The following is a 14,672-nucleotide window of genomic DNA, read 5'->3' as shown; positions in this document are numbered from 1 at the left end:
GATGTGTCACAGATTTTGCGTTCGACGGTGTCAGAGGTTGAGGGTCAGGCTGACAGTGAGATTGCGTGGTTCACCCGGGTTGACCCAGTAGCTGCTGTAGGAGCGTTCGTAATACTTTTTATCAAACAGGTTGTTGAGGTTCAGTCCTACGGTGACCTGCTCCGTGGCTTTGTAATGGGCCAGCAAATCGACGGTGTGGTAGGCGGGCAGTTCAAAACGGCTGCCGGCTTCACCGGAGCGGTCACCCACGTAGGTGAGCGCCGCGCCCAGGTCTGAGCCGCGCAGCATGCCATCCTGGAATTCATACACGCCCAGCAGACTGCCGCTATGCTTGGCCACGCCAAGAATCCGGCTGCCGGTGGGAATGGCTGTGTCACCCTTGGTCACTTCGGCATCAATGTAGGCAAAGGCGCCGATCACGCGCACGGCGTCGGTCACTTGCCCGGACACTTGCAGGTCAAACCCTTGGCTGCGGGCCTTGCCCATGGCGCGGTTGGTGTTGGTCGCCGGGTCCAGGGTCAGTACGTTTTCCTTTTCGATGTGGAACGCGGCGAGCGTTGCGCTGAGGCGGTCGTCGAACCACTCGCTCTTGAGCCCCACTTCATAGCCCACGCCTTCTTCAGGCTTGAAGGATTTGCCGCCGGCGTCCAGGCCGTTGTTCGGCTTGAACGAGGTGGACGCATTGGCGAATACCCCGATTTGCGGCGTCAGTTGGTAGAGCAGCCCGGCGCGTTGGGTGAGGGCGTCGTGGGTTTGTCGGCTCTTGGCGTGGTTGCGGGTGAAGTCGTCGGTACTCTGTTCGAAATGCTCCAAGCGTGCGCCGACCATGCCCCGCAGGCGGTCGGTGAAGATGACCTGGTCTTGCAGGTTCAGGGCCTGGCTTTTTACCTGTTCGAAGACGTCGGTGCCGGAGCGCTGCCCGTTGGGTTTGGGCTGGCCGTAGACTGGCTTGTAGAGGTCGATGGCGTAGTCGCTGCCGCCGATGGCGGTGACGCGTTCTTTCTTGCGGTAGTCCTCGTATTCGGCGCCAACCAGCAGCTCGTGCTGCCAACTGCCCATATCGAACAGGCCACGCAGTTCCAGTTGGGTAATGCTGTCATGCCAGCCGGTGGAGCGTTCGCGATAGCGGCGGTTGATGGTATGGCCGTCGGCATTCAATGCACGGTTTTCCGAGGCGTCACCCCACAGGCTGCCTTGCTTGTAGTGGCTGGCCAGGCGCAGTTGCCAGGCGTCGTTAAGGTGATGCTCCAAGGCTGCCTGGAGGCGGTTGTTGTGGTTGCGGATATTGCCGTCGTTGGGTTCGCCGAGGAAGGTGGAGCGGGACATGCCCGTATTGGCGAGGATGCCCCTGTCGAAAGTGGAGCTGTGGCGCACGAACTCGCTTTCGACGAGAAGGTGTGTGTCCGGGTCCAATTGCCAGCTGAAGGAGGGCGCGATGAACACCCGCTTGGCGTCTACGTGATCACGGAAGCTGTGGTTGTCTTCAACCGCCAGGTTCACTCGCGACAATACGCGGCCATCACTGTCCAGTGGCGTATTTACATCCAGCGCTGTGCGATAGCGGTCCCAACTGCCGGCGCTGGTTTGCACGGTGGTAAAGGCTTCGGGCTGGGGTTTCTTGGTGACGATATTCACGGTGCCGCCAGGGTCGCCGCGCCCGTAGAGGCTGGCGGCAGGGCCTTTGAGCACTTCAATGCGTTCGATATTGGCGGCGTCTGGTGTGCTCGGGTAACCCCGGTTGGCGCTGAAACCGTCCTGGTAGAACTCAGAGGTGGTGAAGCCCCGCACGCTGTATTCGTAGAGTGTCAGGCCGCCAAAGTTGTTTTGCTTGGAAACGCCGCCGGCAAATTCCAACGCACGTTCCACGCTGGTGCTACCCAGATCCTTGAGCACTGTGGCGGGAATGACGCTGATCGATTGTGGGATGTCGCGCAGGGCGGTGTCCGTCTTGGTCGCACTGGCCGAGCGGGTGGCGCGGTAGCCTGTGACCGGGCCGGTGGCGGACTCATAGGCGTCGGAGGTGACGCTGATGGTGTCCAGCTCAAGAGGGCTTTCTTCGGCGTAGGCAGGGTCGAGCAGTAAACCCAGGGCCAGGCCAGCCAGGGGTGCAAACTTTCGAGACGGCATGGTAGAGCGTTCCAATAGCAATATTGAAACAATATAACATGCCAGATGAGAATGAATCGCTTCGCAACATCGCCTTACAAGTGCCCGCGAACGGGCACTTGGGGGCGCGGGTTATTCTTCTTCTTTCACCGGCGCCGGCGGTGGGCGCAAGCCGACTTCCGCAGACAGCTTGATTTCCTTGCCATTGCGCATGACCTGAATCGCCACTTTTTCGGTTGGCTTGATCCGCGCCACCTGGTTCATTGACTTACGACCATCACCGGCCGGTTCGCCGTCGATGCTGAGGATCACATCGCCCAGTTGCAGGCCGGCTTTCTGCGCCGGGCCGTCGCGGAAGATCCCGGCGACCACGATACCCGGACGTCCGGTCAGGCCAAACGACTCGGCCAGTTCCTTGGTCAATGGCTGCACTTCAATCCCCAGCCAGCCTCGAATCACCTGGCCGTGTTCGATGATCGACTTCATCACTTCCATCGCCAGCTTCACCGGGATCGCGAAACCGATGCCTTGGGAGCCGCCGGACTTGGAGAAAATCGCGGTGTTGATACCGGTCAGGTTGCCATTGGCATCCACCAGCGCGCCGCCCGAGTTGCCCGGGTTGATCGCCGCGTCAGTCTGGATAAAGTCTTCGTAGCTGTTCAGGCCCAGCTGGTTACGCCCGGTGGCACTGATGATGCCCATGGTGACCGTCTGGCCGACGCCGAACGGGTTGCCGATGGCCAGGGCCACATCGCCTACGCGCAGGGACTCGGAGCGACCGATGGTGATCGAAGGCAGGTTCTTGAGGTCGATCTTCAGGACCGCGAGGTCGGTTTCCGGGTCGCTGCCGACCACGCGGGCCAGGGTTTCACGGCCGTCGCGCAGCGCCACCACAATCTGGTCGGCGCCGGTGGTCACGTGGTTGTTGGTGAGGATGTAGCCTTCAGGGCTCATGATCACGCCAGAGCCGAGGCTGGACTCCATGCGGCGTTGCTTGGGACCGTTGTCACCGAAATAGCGGCGAAACTGCGGGTCTTCAAACAGCGGGTGTGCCGGTTTGTTGATGACCTTGGTGGTGTACAGGTTGACGACGGCCGGGGCGGCGATGACGACGGCGTCTGCATAGGTCACCGGGCCTTGCACCACCGCGCTGGTTTGCGGGGCTTGCTGCAGGTTTACATCAAGGCTGGGTAAGCCCACCCATTGGGGGTAACGCTGAATAATCAGCATCGCGATCAGCACGCCAGCCAACAATGGCCATCCAAAAAAACGCAGTGCCTTGAGCATCAAGTAAGTCCTGACAGGTTGCAGGGGGCGGGAGAGCGCCCATAATGTCGCGCATTATACGAGGCTGCGAGCGCCTCGGAACGGGATATTTAGGAGTCTTTTATGGCCGTCCCCCTTACCACCCTCGTCGAGGAAGCCGACCGCTACCTCGGCAGCGCAAAAATTGCCGACTATTGCCCCAATGGCCTGCAAGTCGAAGGGCGTCCGCAGGTGATGCGTATCGTCAGCGGCGTGACGGCGAGCCAAGCCCTGCTGGACGCCGCCGTCGAGGCCCAGGCCGATCTGGTGCTGGTGCACCACGGCTATTTCTGGAAAGGCGAGAACCCCTGCATCACCGGCATGAAGCAGCGCCGCTTGAAAACCCTGCTCAAGCACGACATCAGCCTGCTGGCCTACCACCTGCCGCTGGACCTGCACCCAGACGTCGGCAACAACGTGCAACTGGCCCGCCACTTGGACATCACCGTCGAAGGCCCGCTGGACCCAGGCAACCCCAAAATCGTCGGCCTGGTCGGCTCCCTGGCCGAGCCTTTGTCGCCCCGGGACTTTGCCCGCCGCGTGCAAGACGTCATGGGGCGCGAGCCGCTGCTGATCGAAGGCAGCGAGATGATCCGTCGCATTGGTTGGTGCACCGGGGGTGGTCAGGGCTATATCGACCAGGCAGTTGCCGCCGGTGTCGACCTATACCTGAGCGGTGAAGCGTCCGAGCAAACCTTCCACAGCGCCCGCGAAAATGACATCAGCTTTATCGCTGCCGGCCATCACGCGACCGAGCGCTACGGTGTGCAGGCACTGGGGGATTACCTGGCGCGGCGCTTTGCCCTGGAACACCTGTTCATCGATTGCCCGAACCCGATCTGAGGGCCAAACAACGGGGCATATTCATATACCGTTTCGATCTAGATGGCGCCCTGAATAGAAGAAGGTGCTGTGCTAGCATGCCCCGCTCGAACACGGCCCGCAGGCCGTCCATAAGATCGTTTTTCCGTGAGTAGCCATGGTCGACAAACTGACGCATCTGAAACAGCTGGAGGCGGAAAGCATCCACATCATCCGCGAGGTCGCCGCCGAGTTCGACAACCCGGTGATGCTCTACTCGATCGGTAAAGACTCCGCCGTGATGCTGCACCTGGCACGCAAGGCATTCTTCCCGGGCAAACTGCCGTTTCCGGTGATGCACGTCGACACTCGCTGGAAATTCCAGGAGATGTACGCATTCCGCGACCGCATGGTGGAAGAGCTGGGCCTGGACCTGATCACCCACGTCAACCCGGATGGCGTGGCGCAGGGCATCAACCCGTTCACCCACGGCAGTGCCAAGCACACCGACATCATGAAGACCGAGGGCCTCAAGCAGGCACTGGACAAGCATGGTTTCGACGCCGCATTCGGCGGTGCCCGTCGCGATGAAGAGAAATCCCGCGCCAAAGAGCGCGTGTACTCGTTCCGCGACAGCAAACACCGCTGGGACCCGAAGAACCAGCGCCCCGAGCTGTGGAACGTCTACAACGGCAACGTCAACAAGGGCGAGTCGATCCGTGTGTTCCCGCTGTCCAACTGGACCGAGCTGGACATCTGGCAGTACATCTACCTGGAAGGCATCCCGATCGTGCCGCTGTACTTCGCCGCCGAGCGCGACGTGATCGAGAAGAACGGCACGTTGATCATGATCGACGACGACCGCATCCTCGAGCACCTGTCCGACGAAGACAAAGCCCGCATCGTCAAAAAGAAAGTACGTTTCCGTACCCTTGGCTGCTACCCGTTGACGGGCGCGGTGGAGTCCGAAGCCGAGACGCTGACGGACATCATTCAGGAAATGCTCCTGACGCGAACTTCCGAGCGCCAGGGCCGTGTCATCGACCACGATGGCGCAGGCTCCATGGAAGATAAAAAACGTCAAGGCTATTTCTAAGGGGCTGTCATGTCGCACGTATCTGATTTGATCAGCGAGGACATCCTCGCCTACCTGGGCCAGCACGAGCGCAAGGAAATGTTGCGCTTCCTGACCTGCGGCAACGTCGACGACGGCAAGAGCACCCTGATCGGGCGCCTGCTGCACGACTCCAAGATGATCTACGAAGACCATCTGGAAGCCATCACCCGCGATTCGAAGAAAGTCGGCACCACCGGTGACGACATCGACCTGGCCTTGCTGGTCGACGGCCTGCAGGCCGAGCGTGAGCAGGGCATCACCATCGATGTTGCCTACCGCTACTTCTCCACCGCCAAGCGCAAATTCATCATTGCCGATACCCCCGGCCATGAGCAGTACACCCGCAACATGGCCACCGGTGCGTCCACCTGTGACCTGGCGATCATCCTGATCGACGCCCGCTACGGCGTGCAGACCCAGACCCGTCGCCACAGCTTTATCGCCTCGTTGCTGGGGATCAAACACATCGTGGTGGCCATCAACAAGATGGACATCAACGGCTTTGACCAAAGCGTATTCGAGTCGATCAAGGCCGATTACCTGAAGTTCGCCGACGGTATCGCGTTCAAGCCGAGCACCTTGGCCTTTGTGCCGATGTCGGCGCTCAAGGGCGACAACGTGGTGAACAAGAGCGAGCGTTCGCCTTGGTACACCGGCCAGTCGCTGATGGAAATTCTCGAGACCGTCGAGATCGCCAACGACCGCAACTACACCGACCTGCGTTTCCCGGTGCAGTACGTCAACCGTCCGAACCTGAATTTCCGTGGTTTTGCCGGCACCCTGGCCAGTGGCATCGTGCACAAAGGCGACGAAGTCGTGGTGCTGCCGTCGGGCAAGAGCAGCCGTGTCAAATCCATCGTCACCTTCGAAGGTGAGCTGGAACACGCAGGCCCAGGCCAGGCCGTGACCCTGACCATGGAAGACGAGATCGACATCTCCCGTGGCGACCTGCTGGTGCATGCCGATAACGTGCCGCAAGTGACCGACGCCTTCGACGCCATGTTGGTGTGGATGGCCGAAGAGCCAATGCTGCCGGGCAAGAAATACGACATCAAGCGCGCCACCAGCTACGTACCGGGTTCCGTTACCAGCATCGTGCACCGTGTGGATGTGAATACCCTGGCCGAAGGCCCGGCGAGTTCACTGCAGTTGAACGAAATCGGACGGGTCAAGGTCAGCCTCGACGCCGCCATCGCTCTGGACGGCTACGACAGCAACCGCACCACTGGCGCGTTCATCGTGATCGACCGGTTGACCAACGGCACCGTGGGCGCGGGCATGATCATCGCGCCTCCAGTGACCCACGGCAGCTCGGCGCAGCACGGCAAACTGGCTCATGTGGCCACCGAAGAGCGGGCGCAGCGCTTCGGCCAACAGCCGGCCACCGTATTGTTCAGCGGCCTGTCCGGCGCCGGCAAGAGCACCCTGGCCTATGCGGTTGAGCGCAAGCTGTTCGACATGGGGCGTGCGGTGTTCGTGCTGGATGGCCAGAACTTGCGTCATGACCTGAACAAAGGGTTGCCGCAAGACCGGGCCGGGCGCACCGAGAACTGGCGCCGTGCCGCTCACGTGGCGCGACAGTTCAACGAAGCGGGCTTGCTGACCCTGGCCGCCTTCGTCGCGCCGGATGCAGAAGGTCGTGAACAAGCCAAGGCGCTGATCGGCAGCGATCGCCTGCTGACCGTTTACGTCCAGGCCTCGCCGCTGGTGTGTGCCGAGCGTGATCCGCAGGGCTTGTACGCTGCCGGTGGGGATAACATCCCGGGCGAGTCGTTCCCGTACGACGTGCCATTGAACGCCGACCTGATCATTGACACCCAGGCCCTGTCGCTGGAAGACAGCGTCAAGCAAGTGCTGGAGCTGTTGCGTCAGCGCGACGCGATCTAAGGGTTGCCGCTACCAAAAAGCCCGCCACTGATGACTCGGTGGCGGGCTTTTTTACATTCTCAAGATCGGACGGGGCGCGGTCAAATGTGGGAGGGGGCTTGCCCCAATGCCAGTCAGTTAAGAGGGAGCACTGTCACTGTGGCGAGCGGGCTTGTCCCGCGTTGGGCTGCGAAGCAGCCCCAAAACTGTCTCTGCGGAGTATCGGGTACACCGCATTCGTCCTTCTTTGGGGGCGCTGCGACGATTCGACAAGCCCGCTCGCCACAGGTTGATCATCGCTTGCTTGGGAATTCGGTGTGAAGCTGATCCAGTAACGCATCCTTGGCTTCCCACAGCTGGTTAATCCAGCCCTGGAAGGCTGTCCGATACTCCGCGTCCTGCTCATAATTCTTGCCAATGAACTCGGCCGGGATTTGCACTTCTTCAAAATGCACCACCACGTCCTGCACATTCCCGCACAGCAGGTCCCAATAGCCAGGGCGTCCGGCAGGGTAGTGAATGGTCACGTTGACCAATGACTTCAACTGCTCACCCATCGCATCCAGCACAAACGCAATGCCACCGGCCTTGGGCTTGAGCAGGTAGCGGAACGGCGAGTTCTGCTGCGCATGCTTGCCAGGTGTAAAGCGTGTGCCTTCGGCAAAGTTGAAAATGCCCACCGGGTTGTCACGAAACTTCGCACAGGTCTTGCGAGTGGTTTCCAGGTCTTTGCCTTTCTTCTCCGGGTGCTTTTCCAGATATGCCTTGGTATAGCGCTTCATGAAGGGGAAACCCAGGGCCCACCACGCCAGGCCAATCACCGGTACCCAGATCAGTTCCTGTTTGAGGAAGAACTTCAGCGGGCGAATCCGTCGATTGAGCACGTATTGCAGCACCATGATGTCAACCCAGCTCTGGTGGTTGCTGGTCACCAGGTACGAGTGCTGGTAGTCGAGCCCCTCAAGCCCTGTCAGATGCCAGCGTGTGCGTCGCACCAGGTTCATCCAGCCCTTGTTGTTGGTGACCCAGGCTTCGTGGGTGTGGTTCATCAGCCATTCACTGAAGCGTTTGGCGAATGGCAATGCCTTGAACAGCGCCACGATAAACAGGAACGAGCACAGCAGGATCGTGTTCAGTGCCAACAGCAAGGACGCGATCACCCCGCGAACGGCGGCAGGTAGAAAAACCAGCATTTAGATATCCATAGGTCGGTTGGCGGCTTGAATTGCAGTCAGTGCGATGGTGTACACGATGTCGTCCACCTGTGCGCCGCGCGGAAGGTCGTTCACCGGTTTGCGCAGGCCCTGGAGCATCGGACCCAGGCTCACGCAATCGGCACTGCGTTGTACGGCTTTATGGGTGGTGTTGCCGGTGTTCAGGTCGGGGAATACAAACACCGTGGCTTTGCCGGCGACCTGACTGTTGGGCGCCAACTGCCGGGCAACGTTCTCGTTGGCGGCGGCGTCGTATTGCAGCGGACCGTCGATCAGCAGCGAGCTTTGTTGTTCGTGGGCAAGCAGGGTGGCTTCGCGGACTTTTTCCACCTCTTCGCCACTGGCCGAGTCACCGCTGGAATAGCTGATCATCGCCACGCGCGGTGTGATGCCGAACGCCGCCGCCGAGTCGGCGCTTTGCAGGGCGATTTCCGCCAGCTCTGCAGCGCTCGGGTGGGGGTTCATCACGCAATCGCCGTACACCAGCACCTGCTCAGGGAACAGCATGAAGAACACGGATGACACCAGGGTGCAGCCCGGTGCGGTCTTGATCAGTTGCAGGGCCGGCCGGATGGTGTTGGCGGTGGAATGGATAACGCCGGAAACCAGGCCGTCCACTTCATCCAGGGCGAGCATCATGGTGGCGATCACCACGGTGTCTTCCAGCTGTTGCTCGGCCATTGGTGCGTTGAGGCTCTTGCTTTTGCGCAGTGCAACCATGGGCTCTACATAACGTTGGCGAATCAGGTCCGGGTCGAGAATCTCCAGCCCCTCGGGCAGCTCGATACCCTGGGCGCGGGCAACCGCTTCCACATCCGCCGGCTTGGCCAGCAGCACACAACGGGCAATGCCGCGGGCCTGGCAGATGGCGGCGGCTTGCACGGTCAACGGTTCGCTGCCTTCGGGCAACACGATACGTTTGTTGGCGGCCTGGGCGCGTTGGATCAGTTGGTAGCGAAATACCGCCGGCGACAGGCGCATCTCCCGTGGCGTGCCACAGCGTTGGTGCAACCAGCGCGCATCGAGGTGGCTGGCGACGAAGTCGGTGATGATCTCCGCGCGTTCGCGGTCATCGATAGGGATTTCCTTGTTCAGGCTATTGAGCTGGTTGGCGGTGTCGTAGGAGCCAGTGCTCACCGAGAGTACGGGCAAGCCTGCCTGGAAGGCGCCTCGGCACAAGTCCATGATGCGCGGGTCGGGCAGGGTGTCGCTGGTCAGCAGCAGGCCGGCCAGGGGCACGCCATTGATCGCGGCCAGGCTGACGGCGAGGATGATGTCGTCGCGATCTCCGGGGGTCACGACCAGCACGCCGGGCTTGAGCAGCTCCACGGTGTTTCGCATGGTGCGTGCGCAGATAATGATCTTGGTCATGCGCCGTGTTTCATAGTCGCCGGCGTTGAGGATTTGCGCCCCCATCAGGTCGGCCACGTCGCGGGTGCGTGGGGCATTGAGTTCGGGTTGGTAAGGGATGCAGCCCAGCAGGCGGAAGTCACCGCTGCGCAACAGCGGCGAGTGTTCTTTGAGGCGCGCGGAGAATGCCTCCATGCTTTCATCAGTGCGCACCTTGTTGAGGATCACACCGAGTACTTTCGGGTCTTTCGGGCCGCCGAACAATTGGGCCTGCAATTCCACGCGGCCGGAGAGTTCGGTGAGCACTTCGTTTTCCGGGGCCGAGACCAGGATCACTTCCGCATCCAGGCTCTTGGCCAAGTGCAGGTTGACCCGCGCTGCGTAGCTGGCGCTACGGGTTGGCACCATGCCTTCGACGATCAGTACGTCCTTGCCCACGGCGGCTTGCTGATACAGGGTGATGATCTCTTCGAGCAGTTCATCAAGCTGGCCGTCGCCGAGCATGCGCTCCACATGGGCCAGGCCCAGGGGTTGGGGCGGTTTCAGACCATGGGTGCGCGCCACCAACTCAGTGGAGCGTTCGGGGCCGGTATCGCCGGGGTGTGGCTGGGCGATGGGTTTGAAGAAGCCGACTTTGAGGCCGGCCCGTTCCAGGGTACGCACCAGCCCAAGGCTGATGGAGGTCAGACCCACACCAAAATCGGTGGGCGCGATAAAAAAAGTCTGCATGCGAATTCTCTAGAGGTGCATGGCTTGGGTGGCACCCTATGGTTGAGTGCCTACCGCGAATCAGGCGCCAAGGTTATCGTTATTCGTGCCCTTGCGCACACCAGCCGCAGGCAAAGGGTTGGCCTATTTTTTCCAGGCGCTGCGCGGGGTCAAGCACCCAGGTACGCGACTGCCAGGGCGGCTGGTGGCGCAGGTGCTGGGTGTGGCCGCAGGACAGCTCGGCGACCCAGTGTTGGTCGTCGTCCTGGTGGAACCCAATGATGAAGGATGCCGTTGGTCGGGTCCGTCTGTCCGGGTTCTGTTCGCTTTCGGGCAAATCCTTGTTTAGACTTGTCCGTTCTTCATTCTTATGCAAAAGGTCTCGCCCCATGACGATCGCCGCTAACAAGGCTGTCTCCATCGACTATACCCTGACCAACGACGCTGGTGAGGTCATCGACAGCTCAGCCGGCGGCGCGCCGCTGGTCTACCTGCAAGGCGCAGGTAACATCATCCCGGGCCTGGAGAAGGCTCTGGAAGGCAAGAACGTCGGTGACGAACTGACTGTCGCCGTAGAACCTGAAGATGCTTACGGCGAATATTCCGCCGAGCTGGTCAGCACCCTGAGCCGCAGCATGTTCGAAGGCGTCGACGAGCTGGAAGTGGGCATGCAGTTCCATGCTTCCGCACCCGACGGCCAAATGCAGATCGTGACTATCCGCGACCTGGACGGCGACGACGTGACTGTCGACGGTAACCACCCTCTGGCGGGTCAGCGCCTGAACTTCAAGGTCAAGATCGTTGCTATCCGCGACGCTTCCCAGGAAGAAGTGGCTCACGGCCACGTCCACGGTGAAGGCGGTCATCACCATTGATTGATGTCTTGATCAGGTGGTAGCAAAAACGCCCCGACTGGCTCGGGGCGTTTTTTTGCCTGAGATTCACCGCGATCCAAATGTGGGAGGGAATTTATGATGATTCTGTGGGCAAACAAAAATGCCCCGGACCTTTCGGTACGGGGCATTTCTTAACTGTTACACAACCTGGGTTGCGTGGCAGTTGTTACCACTTAGGCTGCAGCAGGAACGCTCAGAGCCTTGATGTGGCCATTCAGGCGGCTCTTATGGCGAGCGGCCTTGTTCTTGTGGATGATGCCTTTATCGGCCATACGGTCGATAACTGGCACGGCCAGAACGTAAGCAGCTTGGGCTTTTTCAGCGTCTTTGGTGTCGATGGCTTTAACTACATTCTTGATGTAGGTGCGAACCATGGAACGCAGGCTGGCGTTGTGGCTGCGACGCTTCTCAGCCTGTTTTGCACGTTTTTTGGCGGAAGGTGTGTTGGCCACCGTCGAGCTCCTCGAAAGACTTTTTAGGAAATAGCAAACAAAATAGGCCGCGAATCATGCCGATGACTTGATGGGTTGTCAAGGGCGGCTGATGCGAACTGCTGAGTGGTCGATCTGAAGAGGCGGGTGATTTATTTCCGGCGCTTGACCTGTAAACTCGCGAGCTTTGGCTCTGTGCTGTTGCAGGCGCGCAGTATCGCATAAGTGGGCGCTTTGTTCGCCTGCTCTTTATCTATAGGCGCAAACTCTTTCAATGAATCTGCTTAAATCGTTGGCTGCCGTCAGCTCTATCACGATGATCTCCCGGGTTTTGGGGTTCGTGCGTGACACCCTGCTGGCGCGCATTTTTGGCGCCAGTATGGCCACGGATGCTTTCTTTATTGCCTTTAAATTGCCCAACCTGCTGCGGCGGATCTTCGCCGAGGGCGCGTTTTCACAGGCTTTCGTGCCGATCCTGGCGGAATACAAGACCCAGCAGGGCGAAGAGGCGACCCGCACCTTTATTGCCTACGTCTCGGGCCTGTTGACCCTGGTACTGATGCTGGTGACCATCGCCGGTATGCTCGCTGCGCCCTGGGTGATCTGGGCCACGGCTCCCGGGTTTGCCAATACGCCGGAAAAATTCGCGCTGACCACTGACCTGTTGCGGGTGACCTTTCCTTATATATTGCTGATCTCCTTGTCATCCCTGGCCGGGGCGATTCTCAATACGTGGAACCGTTTTTCGGTGCCGGCCTTCGTGCCGACGCTGCTTAACGTCAGCATGATCATTTTCGCACTGTTCCTCACGCCGTATTTCGATCCGCCGGTCATGGCCTTGGGCTGGGCCGTGCTGGCCGGTGGCCTGGCGCAGTTGCTCTACCAGCTGCCGCACCTGAAAAAGATCGGCATGCTCGTCCTGCCACGCCTCAACCTGAAGGACACCGGGGTCTGGCGCGTGATGCGCAATATGCTGCCGGCGATCCTCGGGGTGTCGGTGAGCCAGATCTCCCTGATCATCAACACAGCGTTCGCCTCGTTGCTGGTATCCGGCTCGGTATCGTGGATGTACTACGCCGACCGCCTCATGGAACTGCCGTCTGGTGTCCTGGGCGTGGCATTGGGCACGATTTTGCTGCCGACCCTGTCACGCACCTACGCCAGCAAGGACCGCCAGGAATACTCGCGCATCCTCGATTGGGGCCTGCGCCTGTGTTTTGTGCTGGTGCTGCCATGTTCCCTGGCCCTGGGCATCCTGGCCGAGCCGCTGACCGTATCGCTATTCCAATATGGCCAATTCAGCGCCTTTGATGCATCAATGACCCAGCGCGCGTTGATTGCTTACTCCGTCGGCCTGCTGGGCATTATCGTAATCAAAGTGCTGGCGCCTGGCTTCTATGCCCAGCAGAACATTCGCACACCCGTGAAAATCGCGATTTTCACGCTGGTCGTCACCCAATTGCTCAACCTGGTATTTATCGGGCCGTTGGCCCATGCCGGCCTGGCTCTGGCTATCAGTGCCGGTGCATGCATCAATGCTGGCCTGCTGTTTTATCAACTGCGTAAACAACAAATGTTCCAGCCGCAGCCGGGCTGGGGGATGTTCGCGCTCAAGCTGTTAGTGGCGGTGGCCATGATGTCGGCCGTGTTACTGGGGCTGATGCACGTTATGCCGGCTTGGGACGAGGGGCATATGCTGGAGCGTTTCATGCGCCTGGGCCTGCTGGTGGTCGCTGGCGTGGTGGTGTACTTCGGGATGTTGCTGCTGCAAGGTTTCCGCCTGCGGGATTTCAATCGCAAGTCATTAGGCTAGCGCGTTAATCGCGATAAAACGGTTGTTTTATCGAATGGACCCATTTGGCCTGCGCTGTTGCCTGTCGTCCGAGGCCGGGTGTGGTTATAATCGACCACTTTATGAGCAAGAAGCGCGTTATGCAGCTGGTTCGAGGTCTCCACAACCTGCGCCCTGAGCATCGGGGCTGCGTCGCCACTATTGGCAACTTTGACGGTGTTCACCGTGGCCACCAGGCTATCCTGGCTCGGCTACGCGAGCGAGCGGTCGAGTTGGGCGTGCCCAGCTGCGTGGTGATTTTTGAGCCACAGCCGCGTGAATTCTTTACCCCGGAAACGGCGCCGGCGCGCTTGGCCCGCCTGCGGGACAAACTGCAGTTGTTGGCTGAAGAGGGCGTGGACCGTGTGCTCTGCCTGGCCTTCAACCAGCGTCTGCAAAGCCTCAGCGCCGCTGAGTTCGTTGACCGTATCCTGGTGGATGGCCTGGGCGTGCAGCACCTGGAGGTCGGCGACGACTTCCGTTTCGGATGTGACCGCGTCGGGGATTTCGACTTCCTGCAACATGCCGGTGTGAATCAAGGTTTTACTGTCGAAGCCGCGCAAACCGTCGAACTGGATGGCCTGCGCGTGAGCAGTACCCAGGTGCGTAACGCCCTGGCCGCTGCCGACTTCGACTTGGCCGAGCGCTTGCTCGGTCGCCCGTTCCGCATTGCGGGCCGGGTACTGCACGGCCAGAAGCTGGCGCGCCAATTGGGCACGCCAACTGCCAACGTGCAACTCAAGCGCCGTCGTGTACCGCTGACCGGGGTTTACCTGGTGAGTGTCGATATCGACGGCCAATCGTGGCCGGGAGTCGCCAACATAGGCGTCAGGCCCACGGTTGCAGGTGACGGCAAGGCCCACCTGGAAGTTCACCTTTTGGATTTTGCCGGTGATTTGTATGACCGGCGTTTGACGGTGGTTTTCCACCAGAAGCTGCGTGAAGAGCAGCGTTTCGCCTCCCTTGAGGCGTTGAAAACGGCGATCAATGCGGATGTCGCCGCCGCCCGTGCACTAGCCGCACCTAGCGCCCATCGCTAACCGAAGA

The 14,672-nt window shown here is 60.2% G+C and carries 12 protein-coding genes; 6 read left to right on the top strand and 6 right to left on the bottom strand.

Features of this window, described 5'->3' with window-relative positions; translation table 11 throughout:
- Positions 1 to 30: 30 nt before the first annotated feature.
- Both M5B43_RS04660 and algW read right to left on the bottom strand, forming a co-directional pair.
- Complete coding sequence (locus M5B43_RS04660; protein WP_248748987.1) at positions 31 to 2,127, bottom strand: TonB-dependent siderophore receptor; 2,097 nt, start codon at positions 2,125 to 2,127, stop codon at positions 31 to 33.
- A 111-nt stretch (positions 2,128 to 2,238) separates the two neighbouring features.
- Positions 2,239 to 3,393, bottom strand: coding sequence for a Do family serine endopeptidase AlgW (gene algW / locus M5B43_RS04655; RefSeq protein WP_248748986.1), 1,155 nt, complete (start codon positions 3,391 to 3,393; stop codon positions 2,239 to 2,241).
- Between the two features lie 102 nt (positions 3,394 to 3,495).
- On the opposite strand from algW, the gene M5B43_RS04650 reads away from it, so the two are divergent.
- The 3 genes from M5B43_RS04650 (at position 3,496) to cysN (ending at position 7,216) form a co-directional block, all read left to right on the top strand.
- Positions 3,496 to 4,254, top strand: a complete 759-nt coding sequence (locus M5B43_RS04650; protein ID WP_248748985.1) for a Nif3-like dinuclear metal center hexameric protein — start codon at positions 3,496 to 3,498, stop codon at positions 4,252 to 4,254.
- A gap of 136 nt (positions 4,255 to 4,390) precedes the next feature.
- Entirely contained in the window at positions 4,391 to 5,308 is a 918-nt protein-coding gene (gene cysD, locus M5B43_RS04645) for a sulfate adenylyltransferase subunit CysD (protein WP_248748984.1), read from the top strand.
- A gap of 9 nt (positions 5,309 to 5,317) precedes the next feature.
- Positions 5,318 to 7,216, top strand: a complete 1,899-nt coding sequence (cysN, locus tag M5B43_RS04640; protein ID WP_248748983.1) for a sulfate adenylyltransferase subunit CysN — start codon at positions 5,318 to 5,320, stop codon at positions 7,214 to 7,216.
- A gap of 272 nt (positions 7,217 to 7,488) precedes the next feature.
- Here the strand turns inward: cysN and M5B43_RS04635 are convergent, their stop codons facing one another.
- The 3 genes from M5B43_RS04635 to M5B43_RS04625 form a co-directional block, all read right to left on the bottom strand.
- Positions 7,489 to 8,388: an acyltransferase gene (locus M5B43_RS04635; protein ID WP_248748982.1), complete on the bottom strand. Its 900-nt coding sequence runs from the start codon at positions 8,386 to 8,388 to the stop codon at positions 7,489 to 7,491.
- Complete coding sequence (gene pta / locus M5B43_RS04630) at positions 8,389 to 10,488, bottom strand: phosphate acetyltransferase (RefSeq protein WP_248748981.1); 2,100 nt, start codon at positions 10,486 to 10,488, stop codon at positions 8,389 to 8,391.
- 79 nt (positions 10,489 to 10,567) lie between these two features.
- Positions 10,568 to 10,858 (bottom strand): DUF3565 domain-containing protein, encoded by a 291-nt coding sequence (locus tag M5B43_RS04625; protein WP_248749077.1) that lies wholly within the window; start codon positions 10,856 to 10,858, stop codon positions 10,568 to 10,570.
- Here M5B43_RS04625 and M5B43_RS04620 point away from each other — a divergent pair.
- Positions 10,857 to 11,342: a peptidylprolyl isomerase gene (locus M5B43_RS04620; protein WP_176995167.1), complete on the top strand. Its 486-nt coding sequence runs from the start codon at positions 10,857 to 10,859 to the stop codon at positions 11,340 to 11,342. The genes M5B43_RS04625 and M5B43_RS04620 overlap by 2 nt on opposite strands.
- A gap of 194 nt (positions 11,343 to 11,536) precedes the next feature.
- Here the strand turns inward: M5B43_RS04620 and rpsT are convergent, their stop codons facing one another.
- The gene (gene rpsT / locus M5B43_RS04615) at positions 11,537 to 11,815 is read right to left on the bottom strand and encodes a 30S ribosomal protein S20 (RefSeq protein WP_003188401.1); all 279 of its coding nucleotides are present in this window, start codon (positions 11,813 to 11,815) and stop codon (positions 11,537 to 11,539) included.
- A gap of 253 nt (positions 11,816 to 12,068) precedes the next feature.
- Here rpsT and murJ point away from each other — a divergent pair, with 253 nt between their 5' ends.
- Both murJ and ribF read left to right on the top strand, forming a co-directional pair.
- On the top strand, positions 12,069 to 13,607 hold the full coding sequence (gene murJ, locus M5B43_RS04610) for a murein biosynthesis integral membrane protein MurJ (protein ID WP_248748980.1): 1,539 nt from the start codon (positions 12,069 to 12,071) through the stop codon (positions 13,605 to 13,607).
- Positions 13,608 to 13,726: 119 nt separating this feature from the next.
- The gene (gene ribF, locus M5B43_RS04605; protein ID WP_248748979.1) at positions 13,727 to 14,665 is read left to right on the top strand and encodes a bifunctional riboflavin kinase/FAD synthetase; all 939 of its coding nucleotides are present in this window, start codon (positions 13,727 to 13,729) and stop codon (positions 14,663 to 14,665) included.
- The last annotated feature ends 7 nt before the right edge of the window (positions 14,666 to 14,672 follow it).

This window comes from Pseudomonas sp. MWU15-20650 (assembly GCF_023242475.1).
Lineage (GTDB): Bacteria > Pseudomonadota > Gammaproteobacteria > Pseudomonadales > Pseudomonadaceae > Aquipseudomonas.
This window is presented reverse-complemented; position numbering and strand designations above follow the sequence as displayed.